The following is a 14,456-nucleotide window of genomic DNA, read 5'->3' as shown; positions in this document are numbered from 1 at the left end:
CATCGGGAATTTATTTGACGAGGTGGTTCTTGCGTTTGACCCGGTAGGCGACGTAGTAGAGCACGCACAGCAGCAGTACGTATTCCGAGATGCGGGCCAGATAGTCGCCGTAGCGGGTGTAGATGGTCAGTTCCGAGTTGAGGGGCACCCGGGCGGAGATCACGCCGCGCTCCTCCCAGCCGAGGGTCTCCCCCACGTCGCCGCGGGCGGAGATGAATCCCGAGCGGCCCGTATTGGCCGAGCGGGCGATGGCGCGGCGGTGCTCGATGGCCCTCAGGCGCGAGATGGTGAACAGGTGCTTGTAGCCCGGCGTGTCGCGCCACCATCCGTCGTTGGAGATGATGGCCATGAACTGCGCGCCGCGGCGTACGAAATCGCCGTAGAAATCGCCGTAAAGCCCCTCGTAGCAGATCGCGGGCCCGGCCATGACGCCGCCGTGTCCGAAAACCGTGCCGTGCTGTCCCCGGCCGATCTGTCCCACGACGCCGCCGAGGTCGATGACGAGAAACCGCATGACGTCGAAGACCCATGTCGGGGTGTTCTCGACGCCGATCACCAGCCGGCCCTTGTGGTGGATCTGTGTGCGGCCTGCGGAGTCGAGCCCCACGGCCGTGTTGAATACGTCGTAATAGCCGTTTCCGAAGCGCTCCGCGCGGGCCGTTTCGGTCTGCGCTCCCGCCGGATAGTGGCGTGTGGTGTTGGTTCCGGCGATGAGCAGGGCTTCGGGATGGCGGCTGCGGAGCGTGTCGGTCAGCGTTTGCCAGAATGCGCCCGGAGTGTCGGCCGCCCCCGGCCAGAAGTCGCTCAGGGCCGGTTCGCGGTAATAACCCGGCACGGAGGTCTCGGGCAGCAGGATGAACTGCGCCCCGGCGGGTACGTCGTTCAGCAGGTCGAGAATATTCTCCTCCTGGCGTTCCGTGTCGCCGTGGAATTTGTCGTAACAGTCCACGTTGGGCTGGACGATGCTCACCTCGGCCGTACCCTCGTCGGGCTGTTCCCAACTGCCCCAGATGGCCAGCGAGATGACTACTGGCACCGCGACGACGCACGCCGCGGCTGTCCATTGCCGCACGGTGCGCGCCCGGAGGGCTTCGAAGATCAGGATATTCGAGAGCAGCACCCACAGCGTACCGCCGAAGACGCCCGTGTATTCGTACCACTGCACGGCCCATACCTCGTGCGAGAATCCGTTGCCGAGGATGAGCCACGGCCACGAGAAATCCCCGACGGTGTACCAGTATTCGGTGGCGATCCACGCCGTGACGAGGGTCGTATAGGCAAGGGCTTTGGGGGCTTTTTTCGAGACTGTGTGGAAGAGCATGAAGGCGATCATGTTCATCGTCGTCGAGGCCAGCGTGGCGGCCGGGGGTCCTACGGGCGTCGCATACCAGATCCACCAGATCGTCAGCGCGTTCCACAGCACGAAGGTCAGCGCCGCCCAGCCGAACACCCTCCACCACGAGCGGCGCGAGTCATCGTACGACGCGCTCACCCACAGCAGCGGGACGAACCCCGCGAGGAGCGTCAGCCCCGTCATGCTGAGCCATCCCGGGGAGAGCAGGAGGGCCGAAAGGATTACCGCCGCGAGTCTACGAAACATGGAAGGAGATTTTATGACCGCAAAAGTACTCAAATGAGCGCAGTTTTCAAAATATTTCCTACTTTTGTCATGAAACCAATCAAACTGCTATACAAATGAGGAAATTCTTTCTTTTATTGTGCGCCTTTGCGGGTGCGCTTCTGTTTTCCGGTTGTCAATCGGAGGGCTACAAGACGATCGACGGGGTGATCGTGTTCGACACTCCGGCCCGCGAACCGGGCCAGAAGTCGGTGCTGGGGCTCAAAACGGCTCCGATGGAGACCGTTCGCGTGGGCTTCATCGGACTGGGCATGCGCGGTCCGGGCGCCGTGGAGCGCTTCACCCATCTTCACGGGGTCGATATCAAAGCTCTCTGCGACCTTTACCCCGAGCGGGTCGACAGCGCACAGGCGATCCTCGCGCGACGCGGATTTCCCGCTGCGGAGGCTTACAGCGGCGAGGAGGGCTGGAAACAGCTTTGCGAACGCGACGACATCGACCTCGTCTACATCGTCACCCCGTGGCAGAAGCACGTGCCGATGGCTGTCTACGCCATGGAGCAGGGCAAGCATGTCGCCGTGGAGGTTCCCGCCGCCACGTCGCTCGACGAGTGCTGGCAGTTGGTGAACACCGCCGAGAAGACCCAGCGCCATTGTATGATGCTCGAAAACTGTGTCTACGACTTTTTCGAACTCACGACGCTCAACATGGCCAAACAGGGGTTGTTCGGTGATGTCCTCCATGTCGAGGGGTCGTATATTCACGATCTGGAGGCTTTCTGGGACTATTACGAGGGCAACTGGCGTCTCGACTTCAACCAGAAGCACCGCGGCGACGTTTATGCCACGCACGGCCTTGGTCCCGCCTGCCAGGTGCTCGACATCCACCGCGGCGACAAGATGAACTACCTCGTGGCCGTGGATACCAAGTCGGTCAACGGACTGAAACAGGCCGAGGAGAAGATGGGCGCCACGGAGTTCGCCAACGCCGACCACACCTCGACGCTGATTAAGACCGAAAAGGGCCGCACGATTCTGCTGGAACACAACGTCTACACGCCTCGTCCTTACAGCCGCATGTATCAGGTGACCGGTACGAAAGGCTTCGCCAACAAATACCCGATTCAGGGCTATGCTTTCGATCCCGAACAGCTTTCGGAGTCGGGCGTGCCCGACCACGAGAATCTGAGCTCCCACAAATTCGTGCCCAGGGAGATGCGGGAGGCGCTGATGCAGCGTTACAAACACCCGATCGCCATGGAAATCGAGGCGAAGGCCAAAGAGGTCGGCGGCCACGGCGGCATGGATTTCATTATGGATTACCGCCTGATCTACTGCCTGCAACACGGCCTGCCGCTCGACCAGGATGTCTACGATGCCGCCGAATGGTCGTGCATCGGGGAGCTGACGGCCGTGTCGCTCGAGCACAACAGCGCCCCGGTGGCCGTGCCCGACTTCACGCGCGGGGACTGGGACAAGACCGACGGCTATCACCACGCGATGCTGGTGCAATAAGATGCAATTCGGCCCTCCCATGCGGGAGGGCCGAATTTTTGATACTTGTCGGATACGGTGTCAGTTCGATGTCGGGAATTTGTAGGCCACGGCCACCGGCTTTTCACAGATGCCGATCCACTCCTTCTCCTTTTTCATCGTCCGCAGGTCATATAGATAGAGGCTGCCCGGCTTGCGATCCGTCACCGTGGGATTATAGGTGGCGATCAGCAGTTTGTCGTCGTCAATTACCGTGGACGAAGTGGACGGTACCGCATTGGTGCAGATGTCCACGATCTGTTCGCCGTCGGGCAGCGTAATGTCGGGCTGGTCTCCTTCGGCCGGCACCCGCGGCGAAGTTCCGGTCATCGACCAGTGGTAGATTTTGTTGTCGTAGTCGTAATAGGCGTTTCCGTTGAGTTTCGTCGTCACGATCCGCGAATGGGCGTTCATCAGCATCGGGGCCGACTCGGTGTATGTCAGGAGTTCGGTCGGAGAGCCGAACGAATCATCTGTTTTGAGTATCTTGATCTGTTTGGAAGAACCTTCGATTGACTGTGCAATGTAGTATAAATAGCAGCGGTCATACTGTCCTTCTCCGACTCGTGCAGCAGCTATATTGACGAACTTATATCCGCTCGGCGCGGCATATCCTTTCGTGCTGCGGCCGTTGGGGAATAGATTCGCACCCTCTTCGGAGAATGTGAGTACGTTGCGTACTCCTTTGCTTTTCGAGGCGAAGTACCCCTGCTGGCTGTATTTTGCCGGATAGGGCGGGTTCCGGGAGATGAGCATATCGACCGAGAATTCGTAACGATAGGCTTTGAAATCTTCGCCGATCAGATGGACGTATTGCTCGGTGCTTCCATAGACCTGCTCTCCCAGAATCGTTCCGGTCTGAACACCGTATTCCTCCATGCTCTTCATGCGGTGGGTGACGGCGAGCGATGCGGCGTCGAGACGATAGATCGAGCTTTTGTCGTCGTTCGACGAGATCAGAACGCCCGACCAGAATCCGGGTGTGGAGAAAACGTAGACGTCGTTCAGGTTCCGGAATTCGTACTCCGGATTGATCAGATTCAGCAGGTCGTCCCACACCTCCTGCGCGTTCTCAGCCTCTTCCTGGGGCGTCCGTATTTTGACGAAAGCCAGTGAACCGCGATTCTCCGCGTCGTTGCAGAGGATCAGATAGCCTTCGTCGAATCCCGACTGCACGCGCAGGTCGTAGTAGTAGAAACCGATGCTCTCGCCGTTGTCGATCCGCAGGCGCAGCACATAACTGCCGGACTTTTCGAAGGCATAGTCGAGCGTGGGCGAGCTGGAGATGAAGGTCGTGTCGACCATTCCGGGGAAGTCGCCGTCGGGACGGCCGTAGGACCACTCGTAAGCGATCTCTTGGCTGCTGTTGCTTTCGACACGCAGGCTGTTCAGCGTCAGCTTTTCGGTTGCCTTGGCATAAATGGTCTGTTCCAGACCGCTGACCGTAATCGGCGCCAGTTCGCGGTACTCCTCTTTTTCAAGTCCGTAGCAAGAGATCAAAACGATGCCGCAGCTGACGGCCACGAAATATTTCAGTAACTTTTTCATGGTGCGTTTGTTCGGTTAATAGATATTTGCCGGATCTCTCCATCCGGTGCCTAAGGTTCCGTTGTAGGTGCCGTAAGTTTCCAAATCGGGGTAATTGGTCTTGTAGTATTCGTACAGCGGACTGAGCACATATCGGTTCCAGGCCATTTTGTAGGGGTTGCTGCTGTTATGGAAAAAGCCTGTACGGATTTCGGTTACTACTCCGTTTTTATTTATATAGGTTTTGTTGTCGATATTTTCGCCGAACTGTTCGACCATCTCGGCGTAAAGCGACGGATTGAGTTCTTCGATACCGTGGTAGAGTTCCAGCAGCTTCCGGTACTTCTCCTCGCGGAATTCGCCCAGATACATATACCACTGAATAGTGGCGGTATGGTACCACCAGTTGGGGCAGGCGGCGATACCGTCGGAGATCAGAATACGGTAGACGTTGCGCGGAACGCCCTGGAACTCGTCGCTTTCGGCGATTTGAAGCACCAGCGAAGCGGTTTTGTCCTTGAGCTTTTCGGTGCGCTTCACCGTGACCTCGATCCTGCCCTCCACGGACCCTGCCGGGATGATGAGTTTGTCGATCGTGTAGTCTTCGCCTTCGACGGCGTCGTAGAGTTCGCGTGCGACACCGCCCGTCGTGTAGTTGGTCGTCGTGTCGTGGATGGCCTGCACTTCGAAGGTGCGGTCATGGTCGGCGACCATGCCCAGCAGTTTCACGGGTACAGTTTGCCGGAGTTCTTTTACCGATTCGTCCAGCAGGGCGAACGGCGCTTCGGTCGAGAGATAGCGGTCCAGACTTTGGGCTCCGTCGCTGAAATAGAGTTTGTTCTTCTGCGAGGTGTCGTACATCAGCCACGTATCGGAACAGGAGAGAAATCCGCCCGCCGCACTCAGGACGATGAGGATGTTGAATATGAGTTTGCGTTTCATATGCCTCGTTTTTTTATTGTCTGTAATTGTCTTCCACGCTGGCCGGAATGGGCATCGTGTAGGTCGCGTCGTCGTTGCCGGCGAAAGTTCCCATGCCCGGGATGGTGAGGTCGCGGGCCAGACGCTTCATGTTGTGGAAATCGCCTCCGTCGGCGAAGAATTCCTTGCGGCGGTCGTTGAAGATATTCTCCTCGGTGATTTTGCCCGCTTCCCTGTCGGCGAACGCGGTCTGGTCGCGCGACGTGACCACGTAGTCGAGATACTCGGTGGCCTTGCCGAGATCTTTCGTGAGGTTGGCCTCCGCGACGATGTAGTACATCTCCGGAATGCGGATCAGGCTCACGCCCGGGATCGAATTGCCGTTGTAGGTCGCCGTCGAACCGGAGTCGTTGCTGGAAGCGTACATCACATTGTAGTGCTTCGTGCACCAGTTGTTGTTCCGGTCGAACCACGCCACGTAGCGCCGGTCGGCATTGCCCTCCTGATCCGCCTCATAGATCGAGGTGTATTGCTCCGCGAGTTTCATGGAGCCCATGCTGGTGGAGCTGCGGATCAGGTCGAAGTAATAGTAGTACGTGAAGGTCGTCGAATAGAGACCGACGACGGTTTCCTGCATGTCGAGCGTACCCGTTTCGAGACCGTTCCAGGCCCCGGCGGTCGTTTTCAGCGGGAATTTACCGCTGTCGATGACCTCCTGAGCGTAGTCCTCGGCCTTTTCCAGATCGTTCATCGTCCAGTATACGCGGGCCAGCAGCGCTTTGACGGCGTAAAGGTTGAAATGGGTGATGCGGTTGCTCGTGAAGTCGCCCATGCTGTTGTTGCGTTCCACCGGAAGCAGCGTCTTGTCCTCTTCGAGGTACTTCTCGGCCTCGGTCAGGTCGGCGATGATGAGTTCGAACACCTTGTCGAGCGAACTGTACGGAGTGACCTGGATGCCGTAGCTCTTTACATAGGGAATGGCCTTGGCTTTGGCCGCGGCGTCGCCCGAGGCGAACGATACGGCGAAGATGCGCGCCATCTCGAAATGGAGGAAAGCCCGCAGTGCGAGCAACTCGCCCTTGTAGAGGCGTGTATGGCGGAATTCGCCGTCGTCTTTGGGCAGGATATGGGACAGGGCCTTGTTGACATGGCCGATGGCCTTGTATCCCGAGACCCAGATCTTTTCGGCGACGGCGATGGCGTTGTCGTGCGTCCATTGGCGCTGGACGACGTAAGCCATGTCGTCGCTCTGGTTGATCGTGAAGTTGCCGGTCATCAGATCGGGGTATTTGTAGGCGAGCATTTGGCCGTAGAGCCCGTTGCGATCGCCGCCGATCTCGGCATAGATGCCGTAGATGGCATCCTCGCAGCCTTCGGCCGTGGCGAAAAGTTCCTTGTCGGTTACCTCCGATTTGGGATTGACGTCGAGATAAGCCCCGCAGGCGCTCAGCAGCAACGGCAGCGTCAGCAGCAAGGTCTGACTGTATTGTTTGATCGTTTTCATAATCTTCGGCATGTTAGAAAGTGGGACGAATCATCAGGTTGATCGTACGGCTGTACGGATAGCTCGTACCACGTTCGTATTTGACGCTGGAGAAACGCACGAGGTCCGTAACGCCGACGCCGACGGCCAGGCGTTTGAATCCGAGGCGTTTGAGGAATTTGGCCTGGAACTCGTAGGAGATCGTCGCGCTCGACAGCCACAGTTCGTTGAGGCGTTCGACGAAACGTTCCGAATTGTACTTTTGCGTGGTTTGGCGGATGGCCAGGTAGCGCGACAAATCGCCGGGTCTCTTCCAGCGGTCGGTAAAGGCGCGTTCGTCGACGTTATAACGCGGGTCGATGTTCTCGACTTTCTCCCAGAGGGTTTTGTTGTAGGTGTCGCCGCCGAACGTGTAGCTGAAGACGAAATTCAGCGACCACCCCTTGTAGCGCAGCGTGTTGAGCCATGTGCCTTGCAGTTTGGGCTGCGTGTTGCCCACGACCACCTCGTCTTCGGTGTCGTACTTGAAGGTGTATTCGCCGTTCTTCTTGATGAAGATCTCCTGTCCCGTGGCGGGGTCGATGCCGGCCGAGCGCACGGCGTAAATGTCATACTGCGAACCGCCCTCCCGGAACCGCAGCATCAGCGGGCTGTCCAGATCGACCTGGTAGGAGGTGTTCTTCAGCGTATTGCTGATGCGCTTGATGCGGTCCTTGACGTGCGAGCCGTTGATTACCGAGGTCCATGCCCAGTTGCGGCTGCGGATGATCTGTGCGGCGACCGAGAAATCGTAACCCGTGTTCTGGTTCTCGCCGAAGTTCACCGTGATATTCTCGGCGCCGGTCGAGGCCGGGAGCGGAATGCTCATCAACTGGTCCTTGGTCGTGTTGCGGAAATAGTCGAAGCTCAGAACCAGGCGTTCCTTGAAGAGCGTGAGGTCGATACCGATGTTGTTCTTCAACACGCGCTGCCATTTCAGCTCGGGGTTGCCCATGCGGATCGGAACGGTTCCCACACCCGTGTAGTACATGTTTTTGTTGTCGTAGCGGTAGGTGGTGATGGCCTGGTAGGGGCTGCCGGTGGTCTGGCCGTTGTAACCCCACGACCAGGTGAGACGCATTACGTCGATCCACTCTACGTCGTCGAGGAATTTCTCCTTGTGGAGGTTCCATCCCAGACCGAACGACCACATCGGCGCGAAGCGGTTCTCCGAACCGTAGGCCGACGAACCGGAGGTCCGGTAGGAGATGTCGGCGAAATAGCGGTTGCGGAAATAGATGTTGCCGCTGGCGAAGAATCCCACTTTGGCCAGCAGCGTCTCGCTGCCGGAGGGCAGGCTGCTCGGATCGTAGCCCAGCGCGTATTTGATATCCGAAAGGTTGTCTTTCAGGAAGCCCATGGCCGTCACGTAGGAGGAGGTGAGGTTCGTGTGCTGGATGTCGGTTCCGGCGTTGACCACGAATCCCGAGCCCTGGCTGTCGAGGGCGCGGCCGTAGTTGAGCACGAGCTTGCCGTCGTAGTTGAATCCTTTGCTGGTGCCCAGCCGATAGGTTCCCCGTTCCGAAGGCTCCGTTTTGCTGAGGAACTGGGCGTCGTCGGGTGAAATGTAACGGTCGGACTGGCTGCTTTCGATGTCGACGTTGAACTGGCCGCTGACATAGAAGTCGGGCGTAATCTCCCATTTGGCATCGACCGTGTTGCGTAGGTTCTGGGTCCGGGAGGTCGAGAAGCTCGACAGCGTAGCGTTGTAGAGCGGGTTGGCCTGGAATCCCGCGCTGGTCGTCGAGGGGTCTTCAGGGTCGAAATAGAAAGCCTTCACCAGGTTGCCGTACTCGTCGTAGGGCGATTCGTAGGGATTGAGTTTCGTGTAGGCGCTGAACGTGCCGTAGGGCGACTCCTTGGAGTCGGTCAGCGAGTAGTTGGCCGTATAGCGCAGCGTGAGTTTGTCCCGCGAGTGGTAGCCCACCGAGAAGTTGAGCGTGTAGTTGCGGCGGTTGTCGCCTTTCATGACACCGTATTTGTCGCTGAAACGCAGCGACGCCCGGTAGTCGATCTTCTGGGCGCGGCCGCTCAGCGAAAGCGAATGGGTGTGGCTGAACGGGACGCGCAGCGGGGCGCGTATCCAGTCGGTGTTGACGCCGCGGCGGACATTCTGCAATTTGTAGGCGTAGGTCTTGTCCATCGACCCGTCGGTCGTTTCGTAAAGACCTGCCAGTCGTTCCAGTTCCAGTTTTTGGGCGGCGTTGGTCAGATTTATCGAACTCAGGTCGGGGACGCTCAGTTCAGGGACGAAGTTGTAGCTCAGGCGGGGCTTGCTGTCCGTCACCTGCTGGCGTTCGATGACGATCACGCCGTTGGCGGCGCGGTCGCCGTAGACGATGGCGGCCTGGGCGTCTTTCAGGACGTCGATGCGCTCGATCTCGTACATGTCGAGGTCGTAAAGCTCCTCCATCGAGATTTCGGCGCCGTCGAGGATGATGAGCGGGTTGTTGTAGGCCTTCTCCTCGGCCGAGGTGGCGATGGAGTTCGAACCGCGGATCAGAATCTCGGGAATGGCGTTGGGGTTCGAGCCGAGGGCGTTGTTCTGCACGACAACCATGCCCGGGGTCACGGCGCTCAGGGCCGTCATGAGATTGGTGTTCGAGATCGAAACGAGGTCTTCGCCCTTGACCGTGGTCACCGAACCGGTGAAGGTGTTCTTGTTGCGCGAGAACATACCGTTGACCACCACGTCCTCGATCTGCGTGCCGCCCTCCTTGAGCTTCACTTTGAGCCCTTTCATCGAGCCGGTGACCGCCACCTGGCGTGTCTCCATGCCCAGAAATCCCACTTCCAGCAGGGCGGGACTCGTCTTGGTTGTGAAGGAGAAGGTGAATTCACCCTTTTCGTCGGCCGAGACTCCCTGTCCCGATCCGTTGGCCAGCAGGACCGTGGCGCCGGGCAGCACCGTGTTGTTCGAGTCGTAAACCGTACCCGCAACGGTGAATCGGCGTGTCTTGACCGTCGTGTCGAAGACCAGCACGACGTTGTTTTCGATCTGGTATTTGAAGCTCGATCCGGCGATGCAGCGATCGAGCACGTCCGAGATCGCTGCTTTCCTGAAGTCACCGCTCACGGCCGGGAGCCGGCGGATGTCTTCGGGGTCGTAGGCGATTTTGACGCCGGTTTTCTTGGAGATTTCATCCAATATCGCCGCGACGGGCCGTTCCGCCGCTTCGATGCTCACCGTGGCATTCAGGTTGATCGGCTTTCCCCCCCCCTGAGCCATTGTCACGGTAGTTGCTGCACAGACCGTTGCTGCGAGCAGTACCAGCCGGAGCGCCCGTGCCCGGCTGAGAAGCTGTAGAATTTTTTGCATAGACTTGGGTATTTAAGCAGGCCGGTCCGGATGAACCGGCCTGCCCGGGTTCTTAGTTTTTCTGTGACGGGAACAGACTGCGTTCGAGCACGTAGATCATGCCCTGGTAGTGGGCCCGGGTCTCACCCGAGGCGCTCTTTACGCGCGAACGCAGCAGTTTCAGTATGCGGTCGTTGACATTGACGAACAAGGCGCGCGACTCGTCGATCGACCGCAGCTGGACGTTGTACTGCCAGCCGTAGCCGTGCGACAGCGCGTCGGCATTCCAGAGTTTCGACGCCACGAAACCTTTGCCGTGCTCCTCCTCGGCTTCGCGCAGCGGGGTGAGGTAGCGCTCCACCAGGCCGGTGTCGTCCAGTCCCAGCAGGGCGATCTCGTCCACCGAAGGCGCATAGGCTTCGGCGATGCCGCCCAACTTCATACGTTTGGCCTCGCTGGCGGCGACGTCAGCGGCCGCATCGACGAACATCCGCTGGATGAGCCGCTCCGACGGCGACAGCGAACGGCCCTTGACCGTGTTCTCGAAGATGATGTCGTAGAGGTCGTTCATATACTCCTGCGGAGTGTAGGGGTTGTCCGAGATGTGGGACGAGAGCATGACGTTCTTGTAATAGGTAAAGAACGCACGGCAGAAGTTGAAGCGCAGGATGGACGAAAGGTCCACGTGCAGCGGCAGTTTTTCGGTCAGTGCGGGCTGTTCGAGCCACGACGAATCCTTCATCTTGGCAAGCACCCATTTCAGCGCGGCGCGCTGGCGCTCTTTCGGTACGGCGATGGCCTGAGGACCTCCGGCCGTGTTGCTGTTCACCTGTTTGAGGTAGATGCCGCCCACGTTGAGCATTGCGGCGTTGACGTAACGGGCGAATTGTCCGGCGATCGATTCATAGAGCCGGATGCGCTTCGACAAGTCGGGGTCCTCCTCGTCGGAAATCCACTCCTCCATGTGCGAGAGGATGTATTTCAGGTTGGCGATGCCGTAGTCGCCGGCCTTCATGGCGTCGTCGCCGAGGTCCTCCTCCAGGGCGGTCGGGTCGTAGCGTGCGATGAGCTGCTGCCGGCCGTAGCGGTAGATTGGGTCGCCGACCTTTTCGTCGATCCATCCGCGGATGGTTTTCTCCTCGTCGAACAGGTCTTTCTTGTCGGGCAGCGGCGTATAGGCGTATTTGATGACGTATTCGTCGTAGGGACCGAGGTCCGGCGGAGTCACCTTCACGCCCCGGTCGCCGGGCTGCGCCACGTAGTTGAAACGCGCGTAGTCCATGATCGAGGGCGTGGTGCCGTGCTTCTGCGTGAACGAGGCGCTGCGCAGCGAGTCCACGGGGAATGCGCTCGATGCCGCCATGTTGTGCATCAGGCCCAGCGTGTGTCCGATCTCATGGGCGAGGATGTATTCCAGCGTCTCCTGGAAAACGTCGTCGGGCAGCTCCTTGCCGCGCACGCGCTCGTCGACCTGCGAAGTCTGCACGAATCGCCACGTATTGGCCAGCCGCACCACGTCGTTGTACATCAGCACCGAGGCATTGATGATCTCGCCCGAGCGCGGATCGACCCACGAGGGGCCCATGGCGTTGGCCACGGCCGCCGGGACATAGCGGATGCAGGAGTATTTCAGGTTGTCGGGGTCGAAATCGGGATTGTCTTTCGGGAAATCCTCGATGTGCATGACGTTTTTGAACCCGATCTTCTCGAAGGCCTTGTTCCAGCGCAGGACGCCGCGGCGGATCGGTTCGCGCCACAGCGCGGGGAATGCGTCGTCGAGGTAGAAGACGATCGGCTTGACCGGTTCCACGAGTTCACCGCGTTTCCACGCCTCCACATCTTTGGGCTGGAGGTCCCAGCGGTTGATGACAGAGAAGTCCTCGATGGTCTCTTTTTTGCCGTCGATGCGCGACAGGCCGGTCAGGAAGATGCCGATCCGGTCGTCGGCCAGACGCGGCCGCATCGACTCCTCGGGCAGCAGCAGGATCGTGCGCGTCACCTTCATGGTCATCGGCTCGTCCTTTTTGAGCTGCACCAGACCCAGCAGGCTGGCCGATACCGAGTAGGAGAGGTACGACTTGATCGTGACGTTGTCCTCGAACGCCTTGATCTGGTCGATGGCCGATCCGTCGCTCTTGAATTTTCCGGTGATGCTTATCAGGCCGTTGTTGCTGTTGCTCATGGGAGCCAGCTGGGCGTTGTCCCCGGCGAAGAACTTGGTCATGTCCACCACTACGGCCGAACTGTCCCGGTTGTAGCAGATGAAATTGAACGACGTGATGATGGCCGGCAGCGTGCTGCGGCTGATGGCCTTGGTCATGTGGGGGTCGTTCTTGTCGTAGAGCGGGGGTACGGGGGCCTCGGAGAGGTAGAGCGTGGTGTCGATCCGCGTGAACTTGACGTGAATGGGGTCCTTCGGTTTGTAACCGATGGTTCCCAGGTTGGTGTCGCTGGCTTCGGAGATGGTCGAAGCGATGAGCATTTCGCGGCCGATCGTTTTGAGGGGAACCTCGGCGTAGAGTTTGCCTTTGAGCTTGTGCAGTGTCAGAAAGGGTCCCTGGGCCGTTTCACACGACTTGTCGTTGACAAACATCTTGGTGTATTTGTCGACCTTGGGTTTCGAGACCGCCTCTGTCTTCGTTTTTTTCTTTTTGGATTTTGATTTGGATGCCGCCGTTCCTGACGCCGGAACTGCAAGCAATCCTGCCGTGAACAGCAGGACACAGAATTTGGAAAATGGACGCATGTAAATAAATTTGGGAATTTTGGGAGTTTTTATAATCTGATCGAGCTTTTGAGTTTCAATTTATCGGAGAAAAAGCCATTTTGCATTGTAATTTGTTTCCTTTGACGAAAAGGTCGATGACAAATATATTGAAAACGATTCGATTTTGCAACATGCGAAGTGACCGAAACGATTATTTTTCGGCCAGTTGATATGATAAAAAGATTGTCGGGGCAGGTACGGTCAACTTTGATCCGCTGAACGGAATTCGTTGTCTTTTGAACGATGATGGCCGTATTTTTGCATCTGTCGGGTGGTCTCAGCGCCGGATTCCTCCCCGCGAAAGCACCTCTTCGAAGTAGGCGATCGTCTTCCGAAGACCGTCCCGCAGCTGGATTTTCGGCTCCCAGCCGTCGAGCATGTTGCGGGCGAGCGAGATGTCGGGCTGCCGCTGCTGGGGGTCGTCGGCCGGTAGGGGCAGGTGGACGATTTTCGATCGCGTACCCGTCAGCGAGATCACCTCGCGGGCCAGTTCGGCGATGGTGAATTCGTTCGGGTTGCCGATGTTCACCGGTCCGGTGAAGTTGTCGGGCGTGTTGTTCATCATGCGCATCATGCCTTCGACCATGTCGTCGATGTATTGGAACGAGCGGGTCTGCCCGCCGTCGCCGTAGATCGTGATGTTGTCGCCGCGAAGCGCCTGGACGATGAAATTCGAAACCACACGGCCGTCGTTGATGTCCATTTTCGGGCCGTAGGTGTTGAAGATGCGGATGATCTTCACGGGGATGCCGTGTTCGCGGTAGTAGCTCATGAAGAGCGATTCGGCGCAGCGCTTGCCCTCGTCGTAGCACGAGCGGATGCCCAGCGGATTGACGTGGCCCCAATAATCCTCGCGCTGGGGATGGATCAGCGGGTCGCCGTAAACCTCCGAAGTCGAAGCCTGGAGGATTTTGGCCCGGTTGTATTTGGCCATGCCCAGCATGTTGATCGCTCCGATCACCGACGTCTGGGTGGTTTTGATCGGATCGTGCTGGTAGTAGATCGGTGAAGCGGGACAGGCGAGGTTGTAGATCTCCTCGACCTCGGCCATGTAGGGGTAGATGATGTCGTGGCGGATCACCTCGAAATTGGGGTGCGGCAGCAGGTGCCGGATATTGCTTTTGTGACCGGTGAAATAGTTGTCGAGACAGATGATGTCGTTCCCTTCCGCCAGCAGTCTCTCGCACAGGTGCGAGCCGATGAATCCGGCGCCGCCCGATATTAATATTCGCTTCATTCTCAGGTGAAGAAGTTTGATTCAGACGCACAAAGGTAGGATTATTATTTAAAAATGAACTATCTTTGTCAAT

Annotated in this window: 8 protein-coding genes; 1 reads left to right on the top strand and 7 read right to left on the bottom strand. The window is 58.3% G+C overall.

Annotation, left to right across the window (positions count from 1 at the left end):
- Positions 1–10: 10 nt before the first annotated feature.
- On the bottom strand, positions 11–1,600 hold the full coding sequence (gene lnt / locus BLU78_RS05320; protein ID WP_074712026.1) for an apolipoprotein N-acyltransferase: 1,590 nt from the start codon (positions 1,598–1,600) through the stop codon (positions 11–13).
- Between the two features lie 95 nt (positions 1,601–1,695).
- Between lnt and BLU78_RS05315 the strand changes: the two genes are divergently transcribed.
- Positions 1,696–3,093, top strand: coding sequence for a Gfo/Idh/MocA family protein (locus tag BLU78_RS05315; RefSeq protein WP_026020690.1), 1,398 nt, complete (start codon positions 1,696–1,698; stop codon positions 3,091–3,093).
- Positions 3,094–3,153: 60 nt separating this feature from the next.
- On the opposite strand, the gene BLU78_RS05310 is transcribed toward BLU78_RS05315, so the two are convergent.
- The 6 genes from BLU78_RS05310 to BLU78_RS05285 form a co-directional block, all read right to left on the bottom strand.
- Entirely contained in the window at positions 3,154–4,659 is a 1,506-nt protein-coding gene (locus BLU78_RS05310; protein ID WP_010261553.1) for a hypothetical protein, read from the bottom strand.
- Positions 4,660–4,674: 15 nt separating this feature from the next.
- A complete protein-coding gene (locus BLU78_RS05305; protein WP_010261550.1) occupies positions 4,675–5,580 on the bottom strand; it encodes a DUF4843 domain-containing protein in 906 nt (301 codons plus the stop codon).
- Between the two features lie 13 nt (positions 5,581–5,593).
- Positions 5,594–7,063 (bottom strand): RagB/SusD family nutrient uptake outer membrane protein, encoded by a 1,470-nt coding sequence (locus BLU78_RS05300; RefSeq protein WP_010261548.1) that lies wholly within the window; start codon positions 7,061–7,063, stop codon positions 5,594–5,596.
- 13 nt (positions 7,064–7,076) lie between these two features.
- Positions 7,077–10,400, bottom strand: coding sequence for a SusC/RagA family TonB-linked outer membrane protein (locus BLU78_RS05295; RefSeq protein WP_231290788.1), 3,324 nt, complete (start codon positions 10,398–10,400; stop codon positions 7,077–7,079).
- Positions 10,401–10,452: 52 nt separating this feature from the next.
- Positions 10,453–12,972 (bottom strand): zinc-dependent metalloprotease, encoded by a 2,520-nt coding sequence (locus BLU78_RS05290; RefSeq protein ID WP_020692050.1) that lies wholly within the window; start codon positions 12,970–12,972, stop codon positions 10,453–10,455.
- Between the two features lie 451 nt (positions 12,973–13,423).
- Positions 13,424–14,383, bottom strand: a complete 960-nt coding sequence (locus tag BLU78_RS05285) for a UDP-glucuronic acid decarboxylase family protein (protein ID WP_010261542.1) — start codon at positions 14,381–14,383, stop codon at positions 13,424–13,426.
- Positions 14,384–14,456: the final 73 nt, after the last annotated feature.

This window comes from Alistipes timonensis JC136 (genome assembly GCF_900107675.1).
Classification (GTDB): Bacteria; Bacteroidota; Bacteroidia; order Bacteroidales; family Rikenellaceae; genus Alistipes; species Alistipes timonensis.
The sequence above is the reverse complement of the archived record's forward strand: the minus strand, read 5'-3'. Positions and strand labels throughout refer to the sequence as shown.

Bases quoted from the DNA above. Each gene is read 5' to 3' on its own strand.
- BLU78_RS05315 (WP_026020690.1), top strand. From the start codon at position 1,696: ATGAGGAAATTCTTTCTTTTATTGTGCGCCTTTGCGGGTGCGCTTCTG.
- BLU78_RS05310 (WP_010261553.1), bottom strand. From the start codon at position 4,659: ATGAAAAAGTTACTGAAATATTTCGTGGCCGTCAGCTGCGGCATCGTT.
- BLU78_RS05290 (WP_020692050.1), bottom strand. From the start codon at position 12,972: ATGTTTGTCAACGACAAGTCGTGTGAAACGGCCCAGGGACCCTTTCTG.
- BLU78_RS05300 (WP_010261548.1), bottom strand. From the start codon at position 7,063: ATGAAAACGATCAAACAATACAGTCAGACCTTGCTGCTGACGCTGCCG.
- BLU78_RS05305 (WP_010261550.1), bottom strand. From the start codon at position 5,580: ATGAAACGCAAACTCATATTCAACATCCTCATCGTCCTGAGTGCGGCG.
- BLU78_RS05295 (WP_231290788.1), bottom strand. From the start codon at position 10,400: ATGCAAAAAATTCTACAGCTTCTCAGCCGGGCACGGGCGCTCCGGCTG.
- BLU78_RS05285 (WP_010261542.1), bottom strand. From the start codon at position 14,383: ATGAAGCGAATATTAATATCGGGCGGCGCCGGATTCATCGGCTCGCAC.
- lnt (WP_074712026.1), bottom strand. From the start codon at position 1,600: ATGTTTCGTAGACTCGCGGCGGTAATCCTTTCGGCCCTCCTGCTCTCC.